Origin of the sequence: Amycolatopsis bartoniae (assembly GCF_014191255.1) — a bacterium.
Lineage (GTDB): Bacteria > Actinomycetota > Actinomycetes > Mycobacteriales > Pseudonocardiaceae > Amycolatopsis_E > Amycolatopsis_E bartoniae.
Genome location: NZ_JACHWH010000001.1, coordinates 2,303,268 through 2,327,276, shown reverse-complemented (window position 1 = coordinate 2,327,276; position 24,009 = coordinate 2,303,268). Strand labels below are relative to the sequence as shown.

Genomic DNA, 24,009 nt, shown 5'->3' with positions numbered 1-24,009 from the left:
TACGACAGCCCCGCGAAGTCGCGAAATGATCATGAACAGTGAGCAGACTCACATGCACGGAGAGTGTTCATTGCGGGACGCCCTGACCGTGGCCGAAGCCTTACCAATACACTCCGGCAAACCGACACCACTTGTGGTGTACATCCCATGCCAGCGTCGGCAGTGCTGTCCGCAGTGACGCCGTCGTTGGTGCTAGGCGACGTTTCCAGGAGGACGGATGTCCCGGCAATTCCTCGCGGAGGGCTTGGAGCTCTCCGGGGGTGACTACGGCATTGTCGCCGTGGTCGCCGTGGTCGCCCTTATCGCGCTGCTCATCGGCTGGATGCTGCTCAAGGAGGTGCTGGCCACCGGCCAGGGCACCGCCAAGATGCAGGACATCGCCAAAGCGGTGCAGGAAGGGGCGGCCGCTTACCTCAAGCGGCAGCGCAACACGCTCTCGATCTTCGGCGTGATCGTGTTCCTGCTGCTCTTCGCGCTTCCGGCGGACGACTGGAAGGAGCGCATCGGCCGCTCCATCTTCTTCCTCGTCGGCGCGGTCTTCTCCTTCCTCATCGGCTACACCGGTATGTGGCTGGCGACGAGGGCGAACCTGCGGGTCGCGGCGGCGTCGCGCGAACAGGGCGGCCGCGAGAAGGCGATGCGGATCGCCTTCCGCACCGGTGGCTCCGTCGGGATGTTCACCGTCGGGCTCGGCCTGTTCGGTGCCGCGGTCGTCGTGCTCGCGTACGCGGGCCAGGCGCCGAAGGTGCTGGAGGGCTTCGGTTTCGGTGCCGCCCTGATCGCGATGTTCATGCGTGTCGGCGGCGGCATCTTCACGAAGGCCGCGGACGTCGGGGCGGACCTGGTCGGCAAGGTCGAGCAGAACATCCCCGAGGACGACCCGCGCAACGCCGCGACCATCGCCGACAACGTCGGTGACAACGTGGGTGACTGCGCCGGTATGGCGGCCGACCTGTTCGAGTCCTACGCGGTGACCCTGGTCGCCGCGCTGATCCTGGGCAGCACCGCGTTCGGCGCGGACGGCCTGATCTTCCCGCTGATCGTGCCCGCCATCGGCGTCGTCACCGCGGTCATCGGCGTCTACATCACCCGCGCCCGCGTGAACGAGGGCGGCCTGAAGACGATCAACCGCTCCTTCTACATCTCCGCGTTGATCTCGCTGGTGCTGTGCGCGGTGGCGTCGTTCGTGTTCCTGCCGACGTCCTTCGCGGACTTCGGCGCCCAGTACGCGAACGCGGGCAACCCGGCACTCATCGCGTTCGTCGCGGTGCTCATCGGCATCGTGCTGGCCGGCCTGATCCTCCAGCTGACCGGCTACTACACCGGCACCGAGCACGGCCCGGTGAAGAACGTCGGCAAGACCTCGGAGACGGGTGCGGCGACGGTCATCCTGTCCGGTATCTCGGTGGGCTTCGAGTCGGCCGTCTACACCGCGATCGTCATCGGTGCCGCGGTGTTCGGGGCCTACCTGCTCGGTGGCGCCATCGCGCTGTTCGCGGTGGCGCTGGCGGGCACCGGCCTGCTGACCACCGTCGGCGTCATCGTCGCGATGGACACCTTCGGCCCGGTCTCGGACAACGCGCAGGGCATCGCCGAGATGTCCGGTGACGTTGACGAGCAGGCCGCGCAGACGCTGACCGAGCTGGACGCGGTCGGCAACACCACCAAGGCGATCACCAAGGGCATCGCGATCGCGACCGCGGTACTCGCCGCGACCGCGTTGTTCGGTTCCTACCAGGACTCGATCGGCAAGGCGCTGGCCACCATCGGCACCGACGCCACGGGCGTGAAGTCGTTCATCGACACGATCGTCAGCCCGAACACGCTGGTCGGCGTGATGGTCGGTGCCGCGGTGGTGTTCATGTTCTCCGGTCTCGCGGTGAACGCCGTGTCCCGAGCCGCGGGCGCGGTGGTGTACGAGGTGCGCCGCCAGTTCCGGGAGATCGCCGGGATCATGGAGGGCACCACGCGGCCCGAGTACGGCCGGGTGGTCGACATCGTCACCCGTGACTCGCTGCGGGAGCTGGCCACGCCGGGTCTGCTCGCGGTGTTCGCCCCGATCGCCGTCGGCTTCGGCCTCGGCACCGGCGCGCTGGCCGGTTACCTGGCCGGTGCGATCGCCACCGGCACGCTGATGGCGATCTTCCTCGCCAACTCCGGTGGCGCGTGGGACAACGCGAAGAAGCTCGTCGAGGACGGCAACCACGGCGGCAAGGGCTCCGAGGCCCACGCCGCGACTGTGATCGGTGACACGGTCGGTGACCCGTTCAAGGACACCGCCGGCCCGGCGATCAACCCGCTGATCAAGGTGATGAACCTGGTCTCGGTGCTGATCGCGCCCGCCATCGTCCAGTTCTCGGTGGGCCCGGACGCGTCGTTAGGCGTCCGGCTGGCGATCTCGCTGGTCGCGCTGGCCGTCATCGTGGTGGCGGTCGTCGTGTCCAAGCGGCGCAGCACGGCTATCTCGGACACCCCGGCGGAGACGCAGGAGCCTGCGAAGACCGCCTGAGTTCGAACGCAGCGGGCCCGTCACACGTGCTGTGTGGCGGGCCCGTCTCGTTCCCGGCCACCGGGGGCAGGGTTTGCGCAGAGCGACCGGGTCGGTACCGTCGAGAGAAGTCCGCGTTGTCGGGAGGTGTTCGCGTGCGACCCGGGAAGATCGGTTCCCTGGCGATACTCACGGGTCTCTGCGTCGGCCTGGCCGGATGCGGGCGCCCACCGGCCGAATCGGACGCGCTGCAGCCGGGCGGACCCGGTCTCTCCCAGCGCGATGTGCAGCGGCAGGACGCGATCACTCAGTGGGCCAACGACTACTGCGTCGCCGTCGGGTCCCTTGTGGACAATCTCGCGACGATGCCGACGGTCGATCCCAGCACTCCTCGCCGCGCCGTGGAGACCTCCAGTGACCTACTGGGCTCGATGATCGGCGGGCTCGACCACGCCGTCGAAGGCCTGCGGGCGCTGCGCCCGGCGCCGCTGCCCGAGGGCGACACCGTGCGTGCACAGACCGTCACCGATCTGACCGGCGTCCGCACCCGCGCTGCCGACGCGAAGCAGCGCCTCGACGCCGCGGGCGACGACCCGACGATCGACCAGGAGACCCTCGGCGAGGCGCGGGGCCCGCTCGACGAGGTGTCGAAGCTGGACCTGCTGTCCGGTCTCGACGCGGTCCCGGATCTGCGCACGGCGGTCGCCCACGCGCCGGTCTGCCGGCAGCTGACCGCGCGGACCACGGAGTAACTTTCCTCCATCGAGGACTCGCGCGGAATCGAACGGATGTTCTACCCTGTTCGCCGTGGATCAGCTCTCGTTCTTCTCCGCCGAGGCGAGCGGGCCGCGGCTCGCGGACCTGGCCGGGGTCCTCTGCGGGCAGGGGCAGATCGTGAGCTTCGGGCGCACCGCCGCCCGGCTGTCCGTGCCGGTGGCCGAGCCGTGGCGGGCGAAGGCGCTGGCCGCCGAGTTCGTGTGCCGGGGCGTGCACGCGGACGTGCTGCGCGGCGAGGACGGGCCGCTCGTGCGTACGGCGTTCCGCGTCGACCTGATCCACCTCGCCAACGCGTGGCTCGCGGACGAGGGCAAGCAACCGCCCGACGGTTTCCGGCTCACCGGCGGTGCCCTGCGGCTGTGGGCGCTCGCCGCCGGGCAGCCGAACGGCAACCACTACCTGCTCGGCGTCGACTGCGAGGCGGAGCAGCTGGCCGACGCCTGCCGCCAGCTCGGGCTGCCCGCCCAGTTCGTCGGTCCGCGCGCGGGAGGTCCGGCCGTGCGGGTGACGGGCAAGCGGCGGCTCGCGACGTTGGAGGAGCTCATCGGCGTGCCGCCGCCCGCCGCCGTGGAGGTGTGGCCCGGGTTCAGGCCGCCGGTGCCTGAGACGGCGGCATGAGTGCGGCGGGTCGCGGCAGGCGGCAGTCCGGCTGGTCCAGCACGATCTCGCTCGCCGGCCCGAGGCACGGCACGAGGAGGTAGGTCTGCTGCGCGTAGGCGCGGCCTTCGAGCACGGTCACGTTGCCCTGCTCGTCCACCTCACACGGGTTGTTGAGCGTGCAGGAATAACCGTCGTCGTTGCCGGTGTTGTTGACGCCGACCACCTCGCCGCTGGCCTGGTCGACGACCGGTGAGCCGGATGTGCCGTGGATCGTGTCGCACTCGGGCGTGTAGCGGATCGAGTTCTTCCAGGTCCAGTCCGCCTCGCGCAGCGAGTACAGCACCCGCTCGACCGAGCAGGTCCAGGTCCGCCGGAAGTAGCCGGAGACGACGCTGATGCGGGTTCCGGGTTCGGCGGGCGTCGCGGCGAGCGTGAGCGCCTTCCCGCCGACGCGGGCGAGTCGCTCGTAGGACGTGTCGAGCTGGTAGAGCGCAACATCGGTATCGGTCATCGTGCCGTAGACGAGCTTCGTCGAGCGCAGCGTCGCGATCTGGTCGCCGTCGGCGCCCAGCAGTTGCATGGTGCGGCGGGTGGCGCGGTCCAGCACGACGTCACCCGGGCCGGGTTCGCCCGCTTCGTCGCAGTGCCCGTTGGTGAGCACGAGCGCGGGGTCGGTGTCCCGCGAGTAGGCGGTCCGGACGAGCGCGCCCGAACAGTTGCTCAGCTTGACGATCCCCGTGTAACCGGGAGCGGGCGCGGCCGACGCCGGCACCGCGGACAGGGCGAGGACCAGCACGGACAGGACCAGGAGTACGCGACGAACCATGACGCCGCAGCGTAGTGGAACGGTCACCCAACGACCCCGCGGCGTACGTGGCGCGCGTCACGTGCTAGGTGTGGAAAAGAAACGCCGCCCGGGGCGCAGTCGATGGGCTGGACACACGAACGGCGGCGTGTTCCGCCACCTGAGCGGACACAACCGGCCCGCAGCGTGCACACTGGCGGGTTGATACAGCGTCGCGGAACGGCGACGGGGACGAGTGGAGAGCGGACAGCGTGGCAACACGGACGAAGAAGACCGACACCGAGACGACCAACGGCTCGGGCCGTCGGCGGCTCGTGATCGTCGAGTCGCCCACCAAGGCCCGCAAGATCGCTCCCTACCTGGGCCGCGGGTACGTCGTCGAGTCGTCGGTCGGGCACATCCGCGACCTGCCCCGTGGCGCGGCGGACGTGCCGGCCAAGTACAAGGGGGAGGCGTGGGCGCGGCTCGGCGTCGACGTCGACCACGACTTCGAGCCCCTCTACGTGGTGAGCCCGGACAAGAAGGCCAAGGTCACCGAGCTCAAGAGCCTGCTCAAGGACGCCGACGAGCTCTACCTCGCCACCGACCCCGACCGCGAGGGCGAGGCCATCGCCTGGCACCTGCTGGAGACGCTCAAGCCCAAGGTGCCGGTGCGGCGCATGGTGTTCCACGAGGTCACCGAGCAGGCCATCCGCGCCGCCGCGGCCGACACCCGTGACCTGGACGCCGACCTCGTCGACGCGCAGGAAACCCGCCGCATCCTCGACCGGCTGTACGGCTACGAGGTCTCGCCGGTGCTGTGGAAGAAGGTCATGCCGAAGCTGTCGGCGGGCCGCGTGCAGTCGGTGGCGACCCGGATCATCGTGGAGCGCGAGCGCGAGCGGATGCGCTTCACCTCGGCGTCGTACTGGGACATCGGCGCGACGATGGACGCCGGCGAGGACGCCTCGCCGCGCAACTTCCCGGCGCGACTGATCTCCGTCGAGGGCGCGCGCCTGGCCACGGGCAAGGACTTCGGGCCCGACGGGCGGCTCAAAGCGTCGGCGAAGGACGTCCGCGTGCTCGACGAGGCCGGGGCCACGCGCCTGGCCGAGGGGCTGCGGGGCCGGGACTTCACGGTCGCGAGCGTCGAGGAGAAGCCGTACACGCGGCGCCCGTACGCGCCGTTCATGACGTCCACGCTGCAGCAGGAGGCGGGCCGCAAGCTGCGGTTCTCGTCGGAGCGGACGATGCGCATCGCCCAGCGGCTGTACGAGAACGGCTACATCACCTACATGCGTACGGACTCGACGCAGCTGTCGGAGACGGCGATCAACGCCGCCCGCAGCCAGGCGACGAACCTGTACGGCTCGGAGTACGTGTCGCCGAGCCCGCGCCAGTACACGCGCAAGGTCAAGAACTCGCAGGAGGCGCACGAGGCCATCCGGCCCGCGGGCGAGGTCTTCCGCACTCCGGGCCAGGTCGCGGGCGAGCTGGAGTCCGACGAGTTCCGGCTCTACGAGATGATCTGGCAGCGCACGATCGCGTCGCAGATGAACGACGCCAGGGGCACGACGATGTCGGTCCGGATCGCGGGCACCGCGAGTACGGGCGAGGAGTGCGTGTTCGCCGCGTCAGGCCGCACCATCACGTTCCCCGGCTTCCTGAAGGCGTACGTCGAGGCCGTCGACACCGAGGCCGGTGGCGATGCCGACGACAAGCAGAGCCGCCTGCCGCAGCTGACGAAGGACCAGGGCCTCACGGCGGCCGACCTGACGCCGGACGGCCACAACACCTCGCCGCCGCCGCGCTACAGCGAGCCGAGTCTGGTCAGCAAGCTGGAGGAGCTGGGCATCGGCCGCCCGTCGACGTACGCGTCGATCATCAACACGATCCAGGACCGCGGCTACGTGTGGAAGAAGGGTTCCGCGCTGGTCCCGTCGTGGGTCGCGTTCGCCGTCGTCGGGCTGCTGGAGCGGCACTTCGAGCGACTGGTGGACTACGACTTCACCGCGGCGATGGAGGACGAGCTCGACCGCATCGCGTCCGGGGACGAGCAGCGCACGCGCTGGCTGTCGCGGTTCTACTTCGGCGGTGACCAGGGCGTCGACGGCTCGATCGGGCGGCTCGGCGGGCTGAAGCGGATGGTCGGTACGGGCGTCGAGGACATCGACGCGCGGGAGATCAACTCGATCCCGCTGTTCGACGACGACGCCGGCCGCCCGGTGTACGTGCGCGTCGGGCGCTACGGGCCGTACCTGGAGCGCGAGGTCGACGGCAAGTCGCAACGCGCGAACCTGCCCGAGGACCTGCCGCCGGACGAGCTGACGGCGGAGATCGCGGAGAAGCTGTTCGCGACGCCGCAGGAGGGCCGCTCACTGGGCACGGACCCGGTGTCCGGGCACGAGATCGTGGCGAAGGAGGGCCGCTTCGGCCCGTACGTCACCGAGGTCCTGCCTGAGCCGGAGGAACCTGCCGACGGGAAGAAGACCAGCAAGGCGAAGAAGCCGAAGCCGCGCACGGCGTCGTTGTTCAAGTCCATGGACATCGAGACCGTGACGCTGGAGGACGCGCTGAAACTGCTGTCGCTGCCGCGCGTCGTGGGCAAGGACCCGGAGTCCGGGGACGAGATCACGGCTCAGAACGGGCGCTACGGGCCGTACCTGAAGAAGGGCACGGACTCGCGCTCGCTCGAGACCGAGGACCAGCTCTTCACGGTCACGCTGGAAGAGGCGCTGAAGATCTACTCGGAGCCGAAGCGCCGCGGTCGGCAGGGCGCGGCGAAGCCGCCGCTCAAGGAGCTGGGCAACGACCCGGTGTCGGGCAAGCCGATGGTGGTCAAGGACGGCCGGTTCGGTCCGTATGTGACCGATGGGGAGTTCAACGCGACCCTGCGCAAGGCCGACAGCATCGAGGAGCTGACTCCGGAGCGGGCGGCCGAGCTGCTGGCGGAGAAGCGCGCGAAGGGCCCGGCGCCCAAGCGGAAGGCTCCCGTGCGCAAGAAGGCCGCCGCCGCGAAGAAGTAGGGGTCCGAACAGGCGTTCGACGAAAATTGTCGGTGCCTCGGTGCAGACTTACGGCCATGACCGACGCAACCGAGGTTCCGACAGTGTTCGAGCTGGTCGACGAGGTGGTCCGGCCCCTCACGCGGGCCGTCCCCCGCCGGCTGTCCGTGTTGACCTACTACGACCCCGACGGTGACCCGGAGCAGCCGATGGGCCCGCCGGCGGCGGGCGTGGTCGAGGAGGCCGAGCGGCAGACGCGGTGGCACGCCGTGCTGGGGCCGCTGGGCCTGTCGCGCGACGGCGAGCTGACGCCGAAGGCCGTGGCGATCTTCCGGTCGCTGCGCCAGGGGCAGGTGCGCGGCGCGGTCACCGGAGTGTTCGCCGACCGCTTGGCCCCGCTGCGGCTGCACTTCTTCGGCGACCGTGAGACGGGCACCGTGCTGGAGTACAGCGGCGGCAGGGTCGAGCTCGGCACGGGCGCGGCGGCGCGGCTGGCCGACAGGGTGGTGGCGCGGCTGCCGAAGCGCCCGGCGGCCACGGGCGGCATCGTCCGGATTCCGGCGGATCCGCTGGGCCGGGTCTCGCCGGAGTACGCGGCGGAGGTGGCCCAGCTGCGGGCGCTCGCGGCGCGGCCGCGGTCCGGCACGGCGGTGTTCGACCTGACCATCGACGGCAAGATCCTGGCCGAGCACCCACGGGGTGCGGTCGTCCTGCTCGACACCGACCTCGGCCGCCACCTGGTGCTGACGGCGCTCGCTCCCGGCGGCTGGGTCCTCTACTTCGCTCCGGCGACGCGAGAGCACTTCGGGCACTGGATCCGGCATTCGGTGCGGGCGCACCTGGAGCCGGCGTGTGGTTGATCGTGCTCGCCCTGCGTGATCTTGTCCTTACCCGGTTGGGCCAGTGCTGTTGGCGGAATGACCACTACCCTGGACGGGAAGTCTGCGAGGGACACCAGTGCGTAGGCCAACCGAGGACAGGGAGCAGTCATGCCTGCCAGGAACGACGAGTTCGGCGACGGCACCCAGAGCGGGCTGCCGCCGGTGCCGTTCGGCGACGCGTTGTCCGGCTCGCTGAACGACGCCGACGACCACGACGAGTTCAAGATGACCAAGGTCGCCTCGCCGGTGCGGCCGGATCCGGCGGCGGTCCGCGACCTGGTCGACGCCGCGATGGCCGAGGGACGGCACTCGGACTCTCCCGGCGACCAGCTGCCGCAGTTCGGCCAGGTGCCTCCGGCAGGCCCGGCGCAGCCGATCCCGCCCGCGCAGCCGCTGGGCATCCTGCCCCGCCAGCGCACCCGGCCCGGGCTGCTGTCCGGCAGGCGACCGCAGCTGCGCATGCCGCGGATGGGCCTGCCGCGGATGGGGCTGTCCCGCGGCGGGCTGCTGCCGCCGCGCGGCAACCTCCGCAGGGCTCGTCCCTCCAACGGGTCCACGGCGATGATCGTGGCGGTCCTCCTTATGATCATCTTCGCGGTGGTGGCGATCGAGTTCCTGACCACACTCATCAGCAGCATCTCCGGGCTGTTCGACTAGGTGCTTCGCCGACGCACGAGCCGCTACGGAGGCACTCACCGGCCCGCAGCGGCCGTGCTCCACCCGACGGAGCTACCCTGACCACACCGGTCCGGTGACGCGGTGGCTCATGCCTGCAACACTCACCGGCACCACAGGGGAACCGAGTGGGGTGGGTCGGATCAGCGAGGGCGTGCAGACGAAAGCCGACGCGGAAGCGCCGGCTGGTCGGGACAGTTCCACGATCTACCGTGCCCGCAGGGTGCTGGCGATCAGGCCGTTCCGGCGGCTGTGGGGGGTCACGTACCTGTGCAGTGTGGCGGACTGGCTCACGATCCTGGGGGTCACGAGCCTGGCCACGAAGCTGACGCAGAACTACACGGCGCAGAACTTCGCGTTCACCGGCGTGCTGCTGTCCGCGTTGTTGCCCGGGCTGATCTTCGCGCCGCTCGGCGGGTTGCTCGCCGACCGGTTCGACCGGCGCAAGGTCATGTTCGTGGCCGACCTGCTGCGGTGCGGGTTCATCGTGTCGATCGCGTTCGTCGGCACCGGCTGGTGGCTGTACATCGCGAACTTCCTGGCCAGTGCCAGCGCGATGATGTGGATCCCGTCGAAGGACGCCGCGGTGCCGAACCTGCTGCGCAGGCCGGACCAGGTGGAGACGGCGAACCAGCTCGGCATGGTGATGACGTACGGGCTGGCCGTGCTGTCCGCGGGTGGCATCTACACGGTGATCACCGGGATCGGGCCGACGCTGCACCTGCCGCCGGACCTGTTCGGTGACCTCGGGTTCGCGAAGATCATCGTCGTGCTGATCGGGCTGCTGTACCTGACCAGCGCGATCCTGATCATCACCCGGATTCCGGAGCTGTCCCGGCGGAACGTGCACACGCCGGTCGCGGTCGCACCCAAGCCGACGTCGGAGTCTTCGGGCGGGCTGATGAGCCTGGTCCGTGACGGTGCCAAGTTCATCCGCAGCACGCCGCTCGTGCGCGGGCTGCTGATCGGCGCGGCGGGTGCGTTCGCTGCGGGCGGTGCGGTGGTCGGCTCGGCCAAGCCGTACTCGTCGAGCCTGCTCGCCGGGGACGCGGCGTGGGGCCTGCTGCTGGTGGCGGTGTTCATCGGGCTCGCCACCGGGATGGGCGGGGCGCCGAAGCTCGCGCGGCGGCTGCCGCACGACAGGCTGTTCGGCATCTCCATCGTGGTGGCGGGGCTGGCGCTGATCCTGGTCGCGATGTCGCCCCACCTGGCGGTGTCGCTGGTGGCGGTCGCGGTCGTCGGTGCGTGCGCCGGGGCGGCGTTCCTGACCGGCGTCACGATCATCGGTTCGCAGGTGGACGACGCGATCCGGGGCCGGATCAACGCGATCTACCAGTCGATGATGAAGATCATCGTGTTCGGCTCCACCGCGATCGTGCCGCTGCTGATCGGCCTGACCAAGCCGCGCACGGTGCAGGCGTGGGGCCATCCGATCATCATCGACGGCACCCGGCCGGTGATGCTGGGTGGCGGGATCCTGGCGGCGATCGTCGGCATCATCGCGTACCGGCAGATGGACTCGCGTCGCGCCGAGACGATCATGTCGGACCTGCGCAACGTCATCCGTCGTCGCCCGCGCCGGGCGAACGGCCTGCTCATCGCGCTGGAGGGCACCACGGCCGCCGACACGGCGAGCCAGGCGTCGAAGCTCGTCGACTGGCTGCGCTCGGCGAGCCCGCGGCCGGTCGTGCTCGCGACCGACCCGGCGCTGGACGACGAACGGCTCGCGCAGCTGGTCACCGGTGCATCACTGTCGGGCGGCCGCGCGCGGGCGCTGGCGGCGGCCGCGGTGCGGGCGGACATCGTCGAGCGGGACGTGCAGCCTGCGTTGGACGACGGGTCGATCGTGGTGATGGAGCGGTTCGTGGACTCCCCGCTCGCGCACCTCTCGGCGATCGCCGGGCTGGACGCGAAGGAGCTGGAGGGCCTGGCGGACTGGGCGACGGGCCGGCTGCGCCCGGACGTGACGGTGCTGCTCGACGCCACCCCGGTCAACGGCTCGCCGGGGCCGATCTCGATCGAGGACCAGTGGCGGGTGCAGAACCTGCTGAGCGAGATGGCGGCCGCCGACCCGGACCACTACGTGGTGGTCGACGGCGACGGCTCGGAGGACGAGGTGTCCGACCGCGTGCGCACGGCCGTGCGAGCGGTATTGGTGGGCCGCCGCTCGGGCCTGGCCCCGATCGAGGCCGTGGACGCATGACGGGAGGCAGCCGTGGCGCGGCGAGGTTCCGCCGCGGAGGTTCTTTCGGCAGCGGTGGCGCGGCTGGTGGCGGCTGCGGGCCGGTCGAGGGCCGCGGACGCGGGATCAGTGGCGCTGGCGTGGCCAGTGGTCGCAAAGCCGTTGGCGGTCGCGCCGTCGTGCGCGGTGGCCTGGCCTGCGATGATAGCGGCGTGGCCTCTGGCGGTGGCGTGGCCGGTGGCGGCCGCAGGGCGGTCGAGGGCTGCGGACGCGGGATCAGTGGCGCTGGCGTGGCCGGTGGTCGCAAAGCCGTTGGCGGTCGCGTCGTGCGTGGCGGCCTTGCCCGCGATGGCAGCGGCGTGACCGCTGGCAAACGCGTGGCTGGTGGCGGCCGCAGGGCGGTCGAGGATCGCGGGCGTGGCGGCGGCGTGACCGATGGTCGTGAACGCGTGCCCGGTGGCCGCGGAGCCATTGGCGGTCGCGCCGTCGTGCGCGGTGGCCTGGCCTGCGATGGCCGCCGCGTGACCGGTCGCCCGGTGGCTGGGGGAAGTTCGAGGATCGCGGTGGAGGCTTAGTGGGATCGGTCTGGTCTCAGCTCGTCGGGCAGGAGCCGGCGGTCGAGCTCCTGTCCTCCGCGGCGGCCGCGGCCGCCAAGATCGTCGCCGGGGAGCGGGTGCCCGCCGGGGCCATGACGCACGCCTGGCTGCTCACCGGGCCGCCGGGCTCGGGTCGTTCCGTCGCCGCGCGGACGTTCGCCGCCGCGTTGCAGTGCATCACCGGCACCGGCTGCGGGGAGTGCACCGGCTGCCGCACGGCGCTGCACGGCACCCACGCCGACGTCCGGCTGGTCGTGCCCGAGGGCCTGTCGATCTCGGTCGCCGAGATGCGCGCTCTCGTCCAGGCCGCGGCCCGCCGCCCGAGCACCGGACACTGGCAGGTCGTCATCATCGAGGACGCGGACCGGCTCACCGAAGGCGCCTCGAACGCCCTGCTCAAGGCCGTGGAGGAGCCGCCGGACCGGACTGTCTTCCTGCTGTGCGCGCCGTCGGACCACCCCGAGGACGTCTCGGTCACCATCCGGTCCCGGTGCCGCCTGGTCAACCTCCGCACCCCGCCCCGCGAGGCGATCGCGCAGGTGCTGGTGGAACGGGACGGCGCGGACCCCGAACTGGCGAACTGGGCCGCGGCGGTGTGCGGCGGTCACGTGGGCCGGGCCCGGCGCCTGGCGACGGACGAGCAGTCCCGCAAGCGCCGGGAGACGGTCCTGCGGATCCCGCTGGGCCTCAAGCGCCCGGCAGACGTGTTCGCCTGCGCGGACGAGCTGATCGCCGCCGCCGAGGGCGACGCGAGCGAGGAGAGCAAGGCCCGCGACGAAAGCGAGAAGGCCGAGCTGCGCAACGCGATGGGCGGCGACGCCACGGGCAAGGGCGTGGCCGGCGCGAAGCGGGCAGCCGAGGCGGCGGTGAAGGCGCTGGAGAAGCGCCAGAAGTCCCGCGCGACCCGCACCCAACGCGACACGCTGGACCTCGCGCTGGTGGACCTGGCCGGCTTCTACCGCGACGTGCTGGTCACGGCCAGCGGCGCCACCGCGGTGCTCAACCACCCGGACTACGCCAGGGACGCCGCGGAGGCCGCCCGCTCCTGGACCCCGGAGTCGACGTTGCGGCGCTTGGAAGCCGTCCTCGCGTGCCGGGAGGCGATCCTGTGGAACGTCAAGCCGAGGATCGCCGTGGAAGCAATGGTGACCGCCCTACGCCACGGCTGACGGCTTCTGCGAAGGCCGTTCACGCCGCGGCGGCCGGAAGACTCCAGCAACAGCGCCACGCCTGATGGCGCCTTGCCGATCAGGGCTACGCGTCATCTAAGCCGCCGTGCGCGGCAACTTGCGACGCTCAAGCGCCACCACGCCGCGGGCTCCCGAAAACCCCGCGGAAGACCCCGCGCCACGGCCCACCCTCGGCCGTGGCGCGGAGAACCTCACTCCGAGCGGGGGCGTGGCGAGGGCTTGACCACCGCCGGCTTGCGGCGGCGGTTCGGGATCGCCGCCACGAGGACCACGCCCAGCAGCAGCATGCCCGTGCCGGTCCAGAACAGCGGCACCGCCGAGTACGCGCCCGCCGTGTAGGCCAGCTTCGTCGGCACGCCCGGCGCCGGGTTGCCGACCGGCGTCACCGGGTTGGTGCTGCCGCACACGACGCCGTTCGTCGGGGTGTACGCGCGGCCGATCTGCTCGCCGAGCGCCAGCTGCGCCAGCGACGACGGCAGCGAGTCCGCCTGACCGGCGGGCAGCAGGCTCTTCAACGCGGTCGTCGGCAGCACCTGCAGGTCCAGCATCCGCGCCGACGCACCCAGCTGGTAACCCGCGAACGGGGTGGTCAGGTTCTGCCCGTTCTGGTTCAGCTCACCGATGCTCAACCGCAGCACGCCCAGGTCCAGCACGTTCCCGGTGGTGTCCGAGACGCTCTGCAGGCCCTTCGTGGCGGTGGCGACCAGACCGCCGACCACGGGCAGGTCCTCCACCGGCCCGAGCTGCTTCGACAGCTGCTCCAGCGGCAGGCCGATCGGGATGTCCTTCGTCGGGTGCTGCGCGTCGAGCGTGTACAGCACCTGGTCACCGCGCTGGATGGTGATCACGGGCGCCGTGTACTCGACCTTCGACGTCGCCTTGTCACCCGTCGAGGTGACCTTGAGCGTCGGCTGGCTGGCGACCTTCAGCGACAGCTCCAGCGGGGTGCCCTTGAGGATCTCGATGTCCGCGGCCTGCAGCGTGGAGACCGACTGGACCGCCTTGTTCTTGGAGTTCGGCAGGTCGACCAGCTGCACCACCGACCGCGACGACAGCGTGTTCGGCAGGCTCAGCAGCGAGCCCGTGCCGTCGGCCGCCGTCTGGCCGCCACCCGTCAGCAGCCCGCCGAGCGACTGCAGCCCCTTCGTCGCGTCGAAGCCCTGGGCCAGCGCCGGCAGGTTGGTCAGCCCGCTCAGCGGCAGGTTCGGCAGCGACGGGATGACGTTCAGCAGCGACATGCTCGCGACGGACGTGCTGGCGTCGGCGATCGTGCCGACGCACGGCCCGAGGGTGTCACTCCAGCGGGCGTGCACGTTCCCGTTCAGCAGGTTCAGGTTGAGCAGCGGGTTCTCCGGGAGGTTCAGCCCGCCGCTGATGCCCTTCTCGTTGTCCGGCAGCGCCGTCTGCGCGAGGGCGCCAGGTGCCTGCGGCGCGTTGCCCGCGACGGCCAGCCCCACCGGGGACGACTGGGCGATGGCGCGCTCGTAGCTGAGGTACGACTCCGAGTTCGCCTGCGCGCTGGACAGGCCCAGCCCGGCTTCGAGCGCCGACTGCTTCGGCAGCTGCTCGCCGTAGCCGGGCAGGATCGTGGTGGTGTCGACGGCGTTGGGGAGCAGGCGCAGCACCCCGAGGGCGGCCGCGGCGTCACCGACGGCGTGCCCCAGCGGCTGCGGCCCCTGCGGCGCGGAGATCGGCGCCTGCGAGGGGTTGGCCGGCTGGGGGATGGGCGTCGTCGGGATGGTGCTGTCCGCCATGGCCGGGGTGGCGGCGAGCACGAGGAACGTGGCGCTCACCGGCAGGGCCAGGACGCGGTTCAGGCGTCGACGCATCGCGGGAAGTCCTCCAGGAGAACGGCTGGGACCGGTGGCTGTGACCGGCGTCGGGAAGCCTAACGAGCCAGGGGGTGAGAAGTGACGAGGACTCGCCCGCTACACTCGTACGTGCAACGCCGCCTTAGCTCAGTCGGCCAGAGCGGCTCACTCGTAATGAGCAGGTCAGGGGTTCGATTCCCCTAGGCGGCTCCGCCGCGCAGCGGGCCCTTCCGGATCTTCCGGGAGGGCCCGCTGTCGTTTTCGCGCAACACACCCTCCACAGTGGTCCTCCATCAGGACGCGCGTCCTGAGAGTTAGGCTGCCCGTCCGAGATCCGGGAGGGACCACGTGACCGTTCTGCCGCCGGGCCGGCGCGACCGGCTCTCGCCCAACCAGCTCGCCAAGCAGGAGCAGATCGTCGACGCCGCGCGGAAGGTGCTTGTGCGCGACGGGCTCGCCGGGTGCACCGCGCGCTCCATCGCCGACGCCGGGCCGCTCACCAAGAGCGCCATCCACTACTACTTCTCCGACATCGACCTGCTCATCGACCGGGCCGTGGCCGCCCTCGTCACCGACTTCCTCACCGAGCTGCGCCGCGTCGCCGAGAAGTACGACGAGCCGCGCGAACGGCTCTGGGCCGTGCTCGAGACCTATTTGGACACCTTCGCCGAGCACCCCAACGCCGCCTTCGCCTGGTTCGAGTACTGGGTCGCCGTCGGGCGGGCGGACAACGTGGCGGCCGCCGAGGTCACGCTCCGCTCCGTCATCGAGCTGCTCACCGACCTGCTCGGCGACGTCGGCATCGACGATCCGCGGGCCCGCGCCCGGGCCCTCCAGTCGTACCTGCTCGGCGCCGTCGTGCAGCAACACGTCCGGCGGCGGCCGTTCGCCGTCCTGCGTGAGGAGATCGAACTGCTCTGCCTGCCTTAGAGTGCGGTCCATGCCTCTGTTCTCCTTCGAGGGCGTCAGCCCCACCGTGCACCCCGACGCCTGGATCGCCCCCACCGCGACGCTCATCGGCGACGTCGTCGTCGAGAAGGACGTCTCGATCTGGTACGGCGTGGTCGTGCGCGCGGACTTCGGCCGGATCGTCATCCGCGAGGGCGCGAACATCCAGGACAACTCCGTGCTCCACGTCAACGAGGGCGTGTGCGAGGTGGGCCGCAACGTCACCGTCGGACACATGTGCCTCGTGCACGACTGCACGGTCGGTGAGCAGGCGCTGATCGGCAACGGCTCGACGGTGCTCGACAAGGCCGTCATCGGAGAGCGGGCGCTCGTCGCCGCGGGCGCGACCGTGACGCCGAACACCGAGGTGCCCGCCGAGCACATCGCGATGGGCAGCCCGGCGAAGAAGTTCGTGCCGCTCACCGACTCCGCCCGTGCCTGGGTCGACCACAACGCCGCGATCTACCAGCAGCTGGCTCGAAGGCACGCCGAGGGCGTCGCCCCGGTCGACTAGGCTGTGGGGCGTCAAGCGACTGGCGCCGTAGAGGTGGAGCACCACCGGGAAGCGACCGACGAGGCCGGCACCGCGCGCCTGGGTGTGGCCAGTGTCAGGAGTAGGGACATGACGCACCAGCCACCGATTCCGACCCTCACCGCCGCCGACCCCGAGATCGCCGGGCTCGTCGAGGACGAAGCGAAGCGCCAGGCCGAGAAGATCCGCCTCATCGCGTCGGAGAACTACGTCTCACAGGCCGTCCTCGAGGCGACCGGCAGCGTGCTGACGAACAAGTACTCCGAGGGCTACGCGGGCAAGCGCTACTACGAGGGCCAGCAGTACATCGACCAGGTCGAGCAGCTGACCATCGACCGCGCGAAGTCCCTGTTCGGGGTCGACCACGCGAACGTGCAGCCCTACTCCGGCTCCCCGGCGAACCTCGCCGTGTACCTCGCGTTCGCCCAGCCCGGCGACACGGTGCTCGGCATGGGGCTGCCCGCCGGCGGTCACCTGACGCACGGCGCGTCCGTGTCGGCCACCGGCAAGTGGTTCAACGCCGTGCACTACGGCGTGCGCAAGGAGACCGGCCGGATCGACTTCGACCAGGTGCGCGACCTGGCCAAGGAGCACCGGCCGAAGCTGATCATCGCCGGTGGCACCGCGATCCCGCGCACCATCGACTTCCCGGTCTTCGCCGAGATCGCCCGCGAGGTCGGTGCCGTGCTGGTCGCCGACATCGCGCACATCGCCGGGCTGATCGCCGGTGGCGCCCACCCGTCGCCGGTCGGGCACGCGCAGGTCATCACCACCACGACGCACAAGACCCTGCGCGGCCCGCGCGGCGCGATGATCCTGTCCGACGCCGAGCACGCCAAGGCCATCGACAAGGCCGTGTTCCCCGGTCTGCAGGGCGGCCCGCACAACCACACCACCGCCGCCATCGCGGTCGCGCTGGGCGAGGCCGCGAAGCCCTCGTTCCGCGACTACGCGCACCAGATCGTCGCCAACGCCAAGGCGCTGGGCGAGGCGCTCGTCGAGCGCGGCTTCGACCTCGTCTCGGGTGGTACGGACAACCACCTGCTGCTCGTGGACCTGACCAGCAAGCAGATCGGCGGCAAGCCGGCCGCCAAGGCGTTGGACCGCGCGGGCATCGAGCTCAACTTCAACGCGGTGCCGTTCGACCCGCGCAAGCCGTTCGACCCGTCGGGCATCCGGCTGGGCACCGCGGCCATCACCACGCGCGGGTTGACCCCCGAGCACCAGCCGCAGATCGCTGAGTGGATCGACCGGACCATCGCCGCGGCAACCGGCGAGGACGAGGCCGCACTGGGGAAGATCGCGGGCGAGGTGCGCGACCTGCTGTCGGCGTACCCGATCCCCGGCTACCGGGCCTGAGCACACGGAAACGGCCGGCCTCCCCGAACGGGGAAGCCGGCCGTTTCCGCTGTCGTCAGTGCTCGCCGTTCTCGGCGGCCTCCTTGGCGAGGCGGTCCTTCTCACGCTGGTACGAACGCTCGATCTCGGCCTCGGCCTCGACGCGTCCCACCCAGTTCGAGCCCTCGACGCTCTTCGCCGGCTCCAGGTCCTTGTAGACCTGGAAGAAGTGCTCGATCTCGAGCTTGTGGAACTCGTTGAGGTGGTGGATGTCGCGCAGGTGCTCCAGGCGCGGGTCGTCCGACGGAACCGCGAGGACCTTGTCGTCCGGCCCCTTCTCGTCGGTCATCCGGAACATGCCGATCGCGCGGCAGCGGATCAGGCAGCCGGGGAACGTCGGCTCCTGCACCAGGACCAGCACGTCGAGCGGGTCGCCGTCCTGGCCGAGGGTGTCGTCGATGAACCCGTAGTCGGCCGGGTACTGGGTGGCCGTGAACAGGGTGCGGTCCAGCCGGATGCGCCCCGTCTTGTGGTCCACTTCGTACTTGTTGCGCTCCCCTTTGGGGATTTCGATGGTGGCGTCGAACTCCACGGCGATCCTCGCTGAACTCGTCTTTTCGGGCCGCCCCTGGCGGCTCACGATTTCCGCTTACTTGTCTTCACTAGTGTGGACCACGCGCCGTTGAGAAGTGCACTGCTAGTCGCATTAGTTTGGTCACTGGTGCGCCGACGGGATGAGGAGGGGTGCGTGCCGACGCAGGAAGAGGAGCCGGCCTGGCCGTCGGACGATTCCGACCAGTCCACGGGCAGCAGCGCGGACAGCGGTGAGACGGCGCACCTCCCAGTGTCGCCGCCGGAGGACGAGCCGCCGCGCGTGAAGCTGCCGGAGCAGCAGACGCTGTGGGTGCCGCGGCTGGGGGGCGAGCAGGAGACCGCGTGGCTGCCCACCGCCAAGGAGGCGGCGAAGGACGAGCCCGAGGAAGAGCCGGGCGAGACCGAGGAGCCGGACGAGGCCGAGCCCGAGTCGTCGGACGGCGAGGAGAAGGCGGCCGAGGAATCCTCCGACAGCTCGACCACCCAGCCGCAGCCGCTGCCGGACAAGGAGCCGGAGAAGGACGAGCAGGACGAGGCGAAGGACGAGCCGAGCAGCGCGACCACTCGGCCTCAGCCTCTGCCGGAGCAGCCGCGGGACACCTCGGCCGACACGCAGTTCATCCGGCTCGGTGACGTGGCGAAGGAGCAGCCGGAGCCTGAGAAGTCCGCGGACGAGCCGAAGGACGAGGCGAAGGACGAGCAGGACAAGCCCGAGGACGAGCCGAGCAGCGCGACCACCCAGCCTCAGCCTCTGCCGGACCAGTCGCGGGACACCTCGGCCGATACGCAGTTCATCCGGCTCGGTGACGTGCCCAAGGCGCAGCCGGAGCGGGGCGGGGTCGAGGACACCCAGCTGATCCCGGTGGAGTCGCTGAAGAAGGAGCCGCCCGCCCGGCCGCAGGAGCAGCGCCGGCCGCCCGCGCCACCCCAGCGCCAGCCTCAGCCCCAGCAGCCGCCGCCGTGGGCGAAGCAGGGCGTTCCGCCGATGCGGCCCATCCCGCCAGCGGGAATGGGGCAGGCCCAGCCCATGCGCATCGAGCCCACCGGCGAGATGCGCCCGGCCGAAGCGGTCCAGCCGAACGAGCCCACGCCTCCGCCGCCGCCCGCTCCGCCTGCCCGGCGCAGCAGGAAGCCGCTGCTGATCGGCGCCATCGCGCTGGTGCTGGTGATCGCCGTGGGAGTGGCGCTCGCCCTGCCCGCGGTGTCCAACCGGCTGGGGCTGCCGTGGGCGCCGAACGTGCCGAAGGGTGACGAGCCCGAACCGGCCGCCGTCACGCTCGCCCTGCACGGGCCCAGCACGTCCGCGCCGACGCCCTCCAGCTCCGGTGTCGCCGCCGCGCTCGCGGGACCGGCCGGCGCCGGCGCGCTCGGCACGCTCGCCGGCATCGTCATCGACCCGGCGACCGGGAACACCCTGTGGAGCCGCAATCCCACCCAGCTGCTCACCCCGGCCTCCGCGACGAAGCTGCTCACCACCTCCGCCGCGTTGCTCAAGCTGGACCACGGGCTGCAGCTGAGCACCAAGGTCGTCCAGGGCTCCTCCCCGGACACGGCGGTGATCGTCGCCGGAGGCGACCCGACGCTGTCCTCGCTGCCGGACGGGCAGGAGTCGATCTACCCGGGCGCCGCGCACCTCGACGACCTCGTCGCGCAGGTGAAGCAGGCGTCGGGCGGGACGATCAGGAAGGTGCAGATCGACCTGTCGCTCTACTCGGGCTCGCTGACCGGCCCCGGCTGGGCGCCCGAGGACGCGCCGTCGACCTACGCGGTGCCGATCGTGCCCGGGATGCTCGACGCCGGGCGCTCCAACCCGAAGGTCGACGAGGTCAGCCGTACCGGCAACCCGGCGGGCGCGCTGTTGCAGGCCTTCGCCCAGCGGCTCGGCGCCACGGCGGCGGGCAACGCCACTGCTCCCCAGGGCGCGAAGGTCCTCGGCGAGGTGAAGTCCGCGCCGCTCACGGAACTGGTCGACCGCGCGCTGCAGATCTCCGACAACGTCCTCGCCGAGGCGATCGGCCGCCAGACCGCGTTGGCCAACGGAGCGGCCGCGAGCTTCGCGGGCACGGCGCAGAGCACGCTGAGTGTGTTGGCGCAGAACGGTTTCGACACCTCGGGCAGCACGGTCGACGACGGTAGTGGACTGTCCACTTTGAACAGGGTGTCGCCGCAGCTGCTCGCCCAGCTGCTCACCGTCGCCGCCGCGCCGGACGACAAGGACCCGCGCACGGCGAAGCTCCGGCCGCTGCTGGAAGGACTTCCGGTCGCGGGAGGCAGCGGCACGCTCGCGGGGCGCTTCGACGCGGCGAACGCCTCGCAGGGCAAGGGCTGGGTGCGCGCCAAGACCGGGACGCTCTCCGGTGTGAACACGCTCGCGGGCCTGGTGCTGGACGCCGACGGCCGGGTGCTGGTGTTCGCGTTCATGTCCAACGGCTCGGACATCAACGTCGCGCGCCCGGCGCTGGACGCCGTCGCGGCGGCGCTACGTGGCTGCGGATGCCGTTAGCGGCGGGTAGCGTCGGAACGGTGAACAGCACGGTGAGCGAAGGAAAGACGCGTCCGGTGGTGGACTGGTCGCTCGCTGCGGCGACGGGTGCGTTCCTCGTGCGCGGCGGCCCGTCGGTGCCCCGCACGGAGGCGCGTCTCGCGGTGAGCGAACTGCGCGAGCTGACCGTCGACGCGGAGGCGCACGTCCGCGAGCTCACCGGTCTCGGCGAGGGACTGCCGCTGCTGCCCGGCGAGGTCGTCGACCGGCCGGGCTGGGTGCGTTCCGCCGCCGTCGGCCTGGAAGCGTTGACGGGCAAGGCTTTGAACACGCTGCCCGCCAACCCGCTGGCGCCCGTGCTCGCGGGTGGCGCGGGGGTCCAGACCGGAGTGGTGCTGGCGTTCCTCGCCTCGCGCGTGCTCGGGCAGTACGACCCGTTCGGCGGCGACGGGGGCAGGTTGCTCCTGGTCGCGCCGAACGTCGTCACCGCGCAGCACGCGATGCAGGTGCCCGGCCGTGACTTCCGGCTGTGGGTGTGCCTGCACGAGTGCACGCACCGCCTGCAGTTCACCGCGGTGGACTGGCTGCGTGACTACTTCGCGGACGAGGTGGAGCGGCTGGTCGGCGGCCTCGCCGAGGAGCAGGACGGCGTCGCCGACCTGTTCGGCAGGCTGCCCGAGGCGATCCGCGAAGCCAAGCGCGCCAAGGCCGATGGCGGGGTCGCCGCGCTGACGAGGCTGCTGCGCTCACCGCAGCAGCGCGAGGTGTTCGACCGCCTGCTCGCGCTGTCGACCCTGCTGGAAGGGCACGCCGACTACGTGATGGACGCGGTCGGCCCCGAGGTGGTGCCCGCCGTGGAAATGATCCGCGAACGCTTCACCGCGCGCCGTTCCGGGGGCGGGCTGCTCGACCGGCTGCTGCGCACCCTGCTGGGCATCGACGCGAAGATCCGCCAGTACGCGCAGGGCTCGGCGTTCACCAAGCACGTCGTCGGCAGGGTCGGCATGAGCGGGTTCAACGCCGTGTGGACCTCGCCGAACACCCTGCCCACCCGTGCCGAGATCGCCGACCCGGAGTCGTGGGTCAGGCGTGTCCACGGCTGAGGACCTGATCCCCGTCCGGCGGGCCGTGCGGGAGTTCCTGGCCGCGCACCCGCGGGTCGACTTCGACGTCGCGGTGTCCGGCGGCGCCGACTCGCTCGCGCTCGCGGAGGCCGGTGCGCACGAGGGGCACAAGCTGGGCCTGCGGGTCCGGGCGCTGGTCGTGGACCACGGGTTGCAGTCCGGTTCGGCGGAGATCGCGCAGCGAGCGGCGTCGGCGGCGCGGCGGCTGGGCGTGGACGAGGCCGAGGTGCTTACGGTCGAGGTCACCGGCGCCGGTGGGGTCGAGGCCGCCGCCCGGCGCGCGCGGTACTCGGCGCTGGCCCGGAAGGGCCGCTCGCTCGTCCTGCTCGGGCACACCCGCGACGACCAGGCGGAGACGGTGCTGCTCGGGCTCGGCCGCGGTTCGGGGCCGCGCTCGATCGCGGGGATGAAGCCGCTGGACCCGCCGTGGGGCCGCCCGCTGCTGGACGTGCCACGCTCGGCCACGCGGGCCGCGTGTGCGGCGCTGGGCGTCGAACCGTGGGAGGACCCGTTCAACACCGACCCGCGGTTCACGCGCGTCCGGCTGCGCCGCGAGGTGTTGCCGCTGCTGGAAGACGTCCTGTCCGGCGGGGTCGCCGCCGCGCTCGCCCGCACCGCGGCGCAGCTGCGGGAGGACGTGGAAACCCTCGACGCGCTCGCGGCCGAGTTGCGCGGCGAGGGCGAGACGCTGGACGCGAAGGCGCTCGAAACCGTGCCACCCGCCCTGCGCCGCCGGGTGCTCCGGCGCTGGTTGCTGGACCGCGGGGCGTGTGATCTTTCTGACGCGCACCTGCGCGCTGTCGACGCACTGGTCGGGAAATGGCGTGGTCAGGGCGGGGTGTGGCTACCCGGCGGCTTGGTGGTGACGCGGACACATGGCAGGCTGAGCATGGAACGTCGCGAAGCAGCCAGAGGGGAATGACCCGTGTACGAAGGCGAGATCGCCTCCGTGCTCGTCACCGAGCAGCAGATCCAGGACAAGATCAACGAACTCGCCAAGCAGATCGCGGCTGACTACGCGCGGGACGGCGTCACCGGCGACCTCCTGCTGGTCGGCGTGCTCAAGGGCGCGGTCATGTTCATGACCGACTTCGCCCGCGCGCTGCCGATCCCGGCCCAGCTGGAGTTCATGGCGGTGTCGTCCTACGGATCGGCCACCTCGTCGTCGGGCGTGGTGCGGATCCTCAAGGACCTCGACCGCGACATCGCCGGCAAGCACGTGCTGATCGTCGAGGACATCGTCGACTCGGGGCTGACGCTGTCGTGGCTGCTGAAGAACCTCGCCAGCCGCAACCCGGCGTCGTTGGAGGTCTGCTCGCTGCTGCGCAAGCCGGAAGCGGTCAAGGTGGACGTGCCGGTCAAGTACGTCGGGTTCGACATCCCGAACGAGTTCGTGGTCGGGTACGGCCTCGACTACGCGGAGCGTTACCGCGACCTCCCCTACATCGGCACGCTCGACCCCAAGGTCTACAGCTCCTGATCAACAGAGCGTGAACGGCCGCCGACGGGCGTGGAAAAAGGGGAACCCGGGCTTGTCCGAACGCGTCATACCGGGTGGTCGAGTGCGTTAACCTAAGCGAACAGGGGTAGCCGGGCCGCCACGCCCGGCAGCGACTTGGGGCAGGAGAGTTACCGATGAGCAGCTACGCGGATGCCGCGGCGTTCCGGAACGCGGCGGTGAGCGGCCAGCTGGGGGTCGACCCGGACGCCGCGCAGAACGTGCTGAAGAAGATCCGGGCGGGCAAGGACTCAGTGGAGACCCTGCTGCGCAACGCCGGCGCGCTCGCCGAGGCCCCCAAGCTCGGCGCCAACCCGGTCGGGAACGCGATCGCGGCCAAGTTCGCGGAGCGCGCCGACGGCGGCGGCGACTCCTACACCACGGCGCTGCAGAACCTCTACGGCCAGTACGAGCAGGCCGAGCAGGCCATCGTCGCGGCGATGAGCCACTACCAGCAGATCGACCAGGCCGCCGCGGACGCGCTGTCCGGGCGCGCGTGATCCA

General features: G+C 71.2%; 19 protein-coding genes and 1 tRNA gene. 17 read left to right on the top strand and 3 right to left on the bottom strand.

The genetic code is table 11. The annotated features are described in order from the left end of the window. The first annotated feature begins 217 nt into the window (after window positions 1–217). From FHX82_RS10945 to FHX82_RS10935, 3 genes are all read left to right on the top strand, one after another. Window positions 218–2,509 carry a sodium-translocating pyrophosphatase gene (locus tag FHX82_RS10945; protein WP_145935802.1) on the top strand — a complete coding sequence of 764 codons (2,292 nt, stop codon included), beginning with the start codon at window positions 218–220 and terminating at the stop codon, window positions 2,507–2,509. A gap of 134 nt (window positions 2,510–2,643) precedes the next feature. Continuing rightward, window positions 2,644–3,240 carry a hypothetical protein gene (locus FHX82_RS10940; protein ID WP_229881261.1) on the top strand — a complete coding sequence of 199 codons (597 nt, stop codon included), beginning with the start codon at window positions 2,644–2,646 and terminating at the stop codon, window positions 3,238–3,240. A 55-nt stretch (window positions 3,241–3,295) separates the two neighbouring features. Further along, window positions 3,296–3,883, top strand: coding sequence for a hypothetical protein (locus FHX82_RS10935; RefSeq protein WP_145935800.1), 588 nt, complete (start codon window positions 3,296–3,298; stop codon window positions 3,881–3,883). Here the strand turns inward: FHX82_RS10935 and FHX82_RS10930 are convergent. After that, window positions 3,852–4,691 carry a trypsin-like serine peptidase gene (locus tag FHX82_RS10930; protein ID WP_145935799.1) on the bottom strand — a complete coding sequence of 280 codons (840 nt, stop codon included), beginning with the start codon at window positions 4,689–4,691 and terminating at the stop codon, window positions 3,852–3,854. The genes FHX82_RS10935 and FHX82_RS10930 overlap by 32 nt on opposite strands. A 230-nt stretch (window positions 4,692–4,921) precedes the next feature. Here FHX82_RS10930 and topA point away from each other — a divergent pair, with 230 nt between their 5' ends. The 5 genes from topA (at window position 4,922) to FHX82_RS10905 (ending at window position 13,157) form a co-directional block, all read left to right on the top strand. Further along, entirely contained in the window at window positions 4,922–7,675 is a 2,754-nt protein-coding gene (topA, locus tag FHX82_RS10925) for a type I DNA topoisomerase (RefSeq protein WP_145935798.1), read from the top strand. Window positions 7,676–7,731: 56 nt separating this feature from the next. Beyond that, a complete protein-coding gene (locus FHX82_RS10920; protein WP_145935797.1) occupies window positions 7,732–8,514 on the top strand; it encodes an ESX secretion-associated protein EspG in 783 nt (260 codons plus the stop codon). A 129-nt stretch (window positions 8,515–8,643) separates the two neighbouring features. Continuing rightward, on the top strand, window positions 8,644–9,192 hold the full coding sequence (locus FHX82_RS10915) for a hypothetical protein (protein WP_145935796.1): 549 nt from the start codon (window positions 8,644–8,646) through the stop codon (window positions 9,190–9,192). A gap of 151 nt (window positions 9,193–9,343) precedes the next feature. Beyond that, a complete protein-coding gene (locus FHX82_RS10910; protein ID WP_229881259.1) occupies window positions 9,344–11,413 on the top strand; it encodes a bifunctional MFS transporter/dTMP kinase in 2,070 nt (689 codons plus the stop codon). Window positions 11,414–11,966: 553 nt separating this feature from the next. After that, window positions 11,967–13,157, top strand: a complete 1,191-nt coding sequence (locus tag FHX82_RS10905) for a DNA polymerase III subunit delta' (RefSeq protein ID WP_145935794.1) — start codon at window positions 11,967–11,969, stop codon at window positions 13,155–13,157. A 212-nt stretch (window positions 13,158–13,369) separates the two neighbouring features. On the opposite strand, the gene FHX82_RS10900 is transcribed toward FHX82_RS10905, so the two are convergent. Beyond that, complete coding sequence (locus FHX82_RS10900; RefSeq protein ID WP_183176551.1) at window positions 13,370–15,007, bottom strand: hypothetical protein; 1,638 nt, start codon at window positions 15,005–15,007, stop codon at window positions 13,370–13,372. A gap of 118 nt (window positions 15,008–15,125) precedes the next feature. Between FHX82_RS10900 and FHX82_RS10895 the strand changes: the two genes are divergently transcribed. The 4 genes from FHX82_RS10895 to glyA all read left to right on the top strand — a co-directional run bounded on the left by FHX82_RS10895 (window position 15,126) and on the right by glyA (window position 17,828). Beyond that, window positions 15,126–15,199, top strand: a tRNA-Thr gene (locus FHX82_RS10895). A gap of 138 nt (window positions 15,200–15,337) precedes the next feature. Next, window positions 15,338–15,919: a TetR/AcrR family transcriptional regulator gene (locus tag FHX82_RS10890; RefSeq protein ID WP_145935793.1), complete on the top strand. Its 582-nt coding sequence runs from the start codon at window positions 15,338–15,340 to the stop codon at window positions 15,917–15,919. Window positions 15,920–15,929: 10 nt separating this feature from the next. Beyond that, entirely contained in the window at window positions 15,930–16,451 is a 522-nt protein-coding gene (locus FHX82_RS10885) for a gamma carbonic anhydrase family protein (RefSeq protein ID WP_145935792.1), read from the top strand. A gap of 108 nt (window positions 16,452–16,559) precedes the next feature. Beyond that, on the top strand, window positions 16,560–17,828 hold the full coding sequence (glyA, locus tag FHX82_RS10880; RefSeq protein ID WP_145935791.1) for a serine hydroxymethyltransferase: 1,269 nt from the start codon (window positions 16,560–16,562) through the stop codon (window positions 17,826–17,828). Between the two features lie 55 nt (window positions 17,829–17,883). Here the strand turns inward: glyA and FHX82_RS10875 are convergent, their stop codons facing one another. Continuing rightward, on the bottom strand, window positions 17,884–18,399 hold the full coding sequence (locus FHX82_RS10875; RefSeq protein ID WP_145935790.1) for an inorganic diphosphatase: 516 nt from the start codon (window positions 18,397–18,399) through the stop codon (window positions 17,884–17,886). A 156-nt stretch (window positions 18,400–18,555) separates the two neighbouring features. On the opposite strand from FHX82_RS10875, the gene dacB reads away from it, so the two are divergent. The 5 genes from dacB to FHX82_RS10850 all read left to right on the top strand — a co-directional run bounded on the left by dacB (window position 18,556) and on the right by FHX82_RS10850 (window position 24,005). Then, the gene (gene dacB / locus FHX82_RS10870) at window positions 18,556–20,904 is read left to right on the top strand and encodes a D-alanyl-D-alanine carboxypeptidase/D-alanyl-D-alanine endopeptidase (RefSeq protein WP_229881257.1); all 2,349 of its coding nucleotides are present in this window, start codon (window positions 18,556–18,558) and stop codon (window positions 20,902–20,904) included. 56 nt (window positions 20,905–20,960) lie between these two features. Further along, entirely contained in the window at window positions 20,961–21,986 is a 1,026-nt protein-coding gene (locus FHX82_RS10865) for an Rv3626c family coenzyme F420 biosynthesis-associated protein (protein WP_145935815.1), read from the top strand. After that, window positions 21,973–22,929, top strand: coding sequence for a tRNA lysidine(34) synthetase TilS (gene tilS / locus FHX82_RS10860; protein WP_229881254.1), 957 nt, complete (start codon window positions 21,973–21,975; stop codon window positions 22,927–22,929). The genes FHX82_RS10865 and tilS overlap by 14 nt, the downstream gene beginning before the upstream one ends. 3 nt (window positions 22,930–22,932) lie before the next feature. Next, window positions 22,933–23,487 carry a hypoxanthine phosphoribosyltransferase gene (hpt, locus tag FHX82_RS10855; protein ID WP_145935789.1) on the top strand — a complete coding sequence of 185 codons (555 nt, stop codon included), beginning with the start codon at window positions 22,933–22,935 and terminating at the stop codon, window positions 23,485–23,487. A gap of 155 nt (window positions 23,488–23,642) precedes the next feature. Beyond that, a complete protein-coding gene (locus tag FHX82_RS10850; protein WP_145935788.1) occupies window positions 23,643–24,005 on the top strand; it encodes a hypothetical protein in 363 nt (120 codons plus the stop codon). Window positions 24,006–24,009 lie beyond the last annotated feature (4 nt).

Excerpts from the sequence above, each read along its gene's own strand:
- FHX82_RS10945 (WP_145935802.1), top strand. The coding sequence starts at position 218 with ATGTCCCGGCAATTCCTCGCGGAGGGCTTGGAGCTCTCCGGGGGTGAC.
- FHX82_RS10920 (WP_145935797.1), top strand. The coding sequence starts at position 7,732 with ATGACCGACGCAACCGAGGTTCCGACAGTGTTCGAGCTGGTCGACGAG.
- FHX82_RS10915 (WP_145935796.1), top strand. The coding sequence starts at position 8,644 with ATGCCTGCCAGGAACGACGAGTTCGGCGACGGCACCCAGAGCGGGCTG.
- FHX82_RS10900 (WP_183176551.1), bottom strand. The coding sequence starts at position 15,007 with ATGCGTCGACGCCTGAACCGCGTCCTGGCCCTGCCGGTGAGCGCCACG.
- FHX82_RS10930 (WP_145935799.1), bottom strand. The coding sequence starts at position 4,691 with ATGGTTCGTCGCGTACTCCTGGTCCTGTCCGTGCTGGTCCTCGCCCTG.
- glyA (WP_145935791.1), top strand. The coding sequence starts at position 16,560 with ATGACGCACCAGCCACCGATTCCGACCCTCACCGCCGCCGACCCCGAG.
- FHX82_RS10850 (WP_145935788.1), top strand. The coding sequence starts at position 23,643 with ATGAGCAGCTACGCGGATGCCGCGGCGTTCCGGAACGCGGCGGTGAGC.
- FHX82_RS10885 (WP_145935792.1), top strand. The coding sequence starts at position 15,930 with ATGCCTCTGTTCTCCTTCGAGGGCGTCAGCCCCACCGTGCACCCCGAC.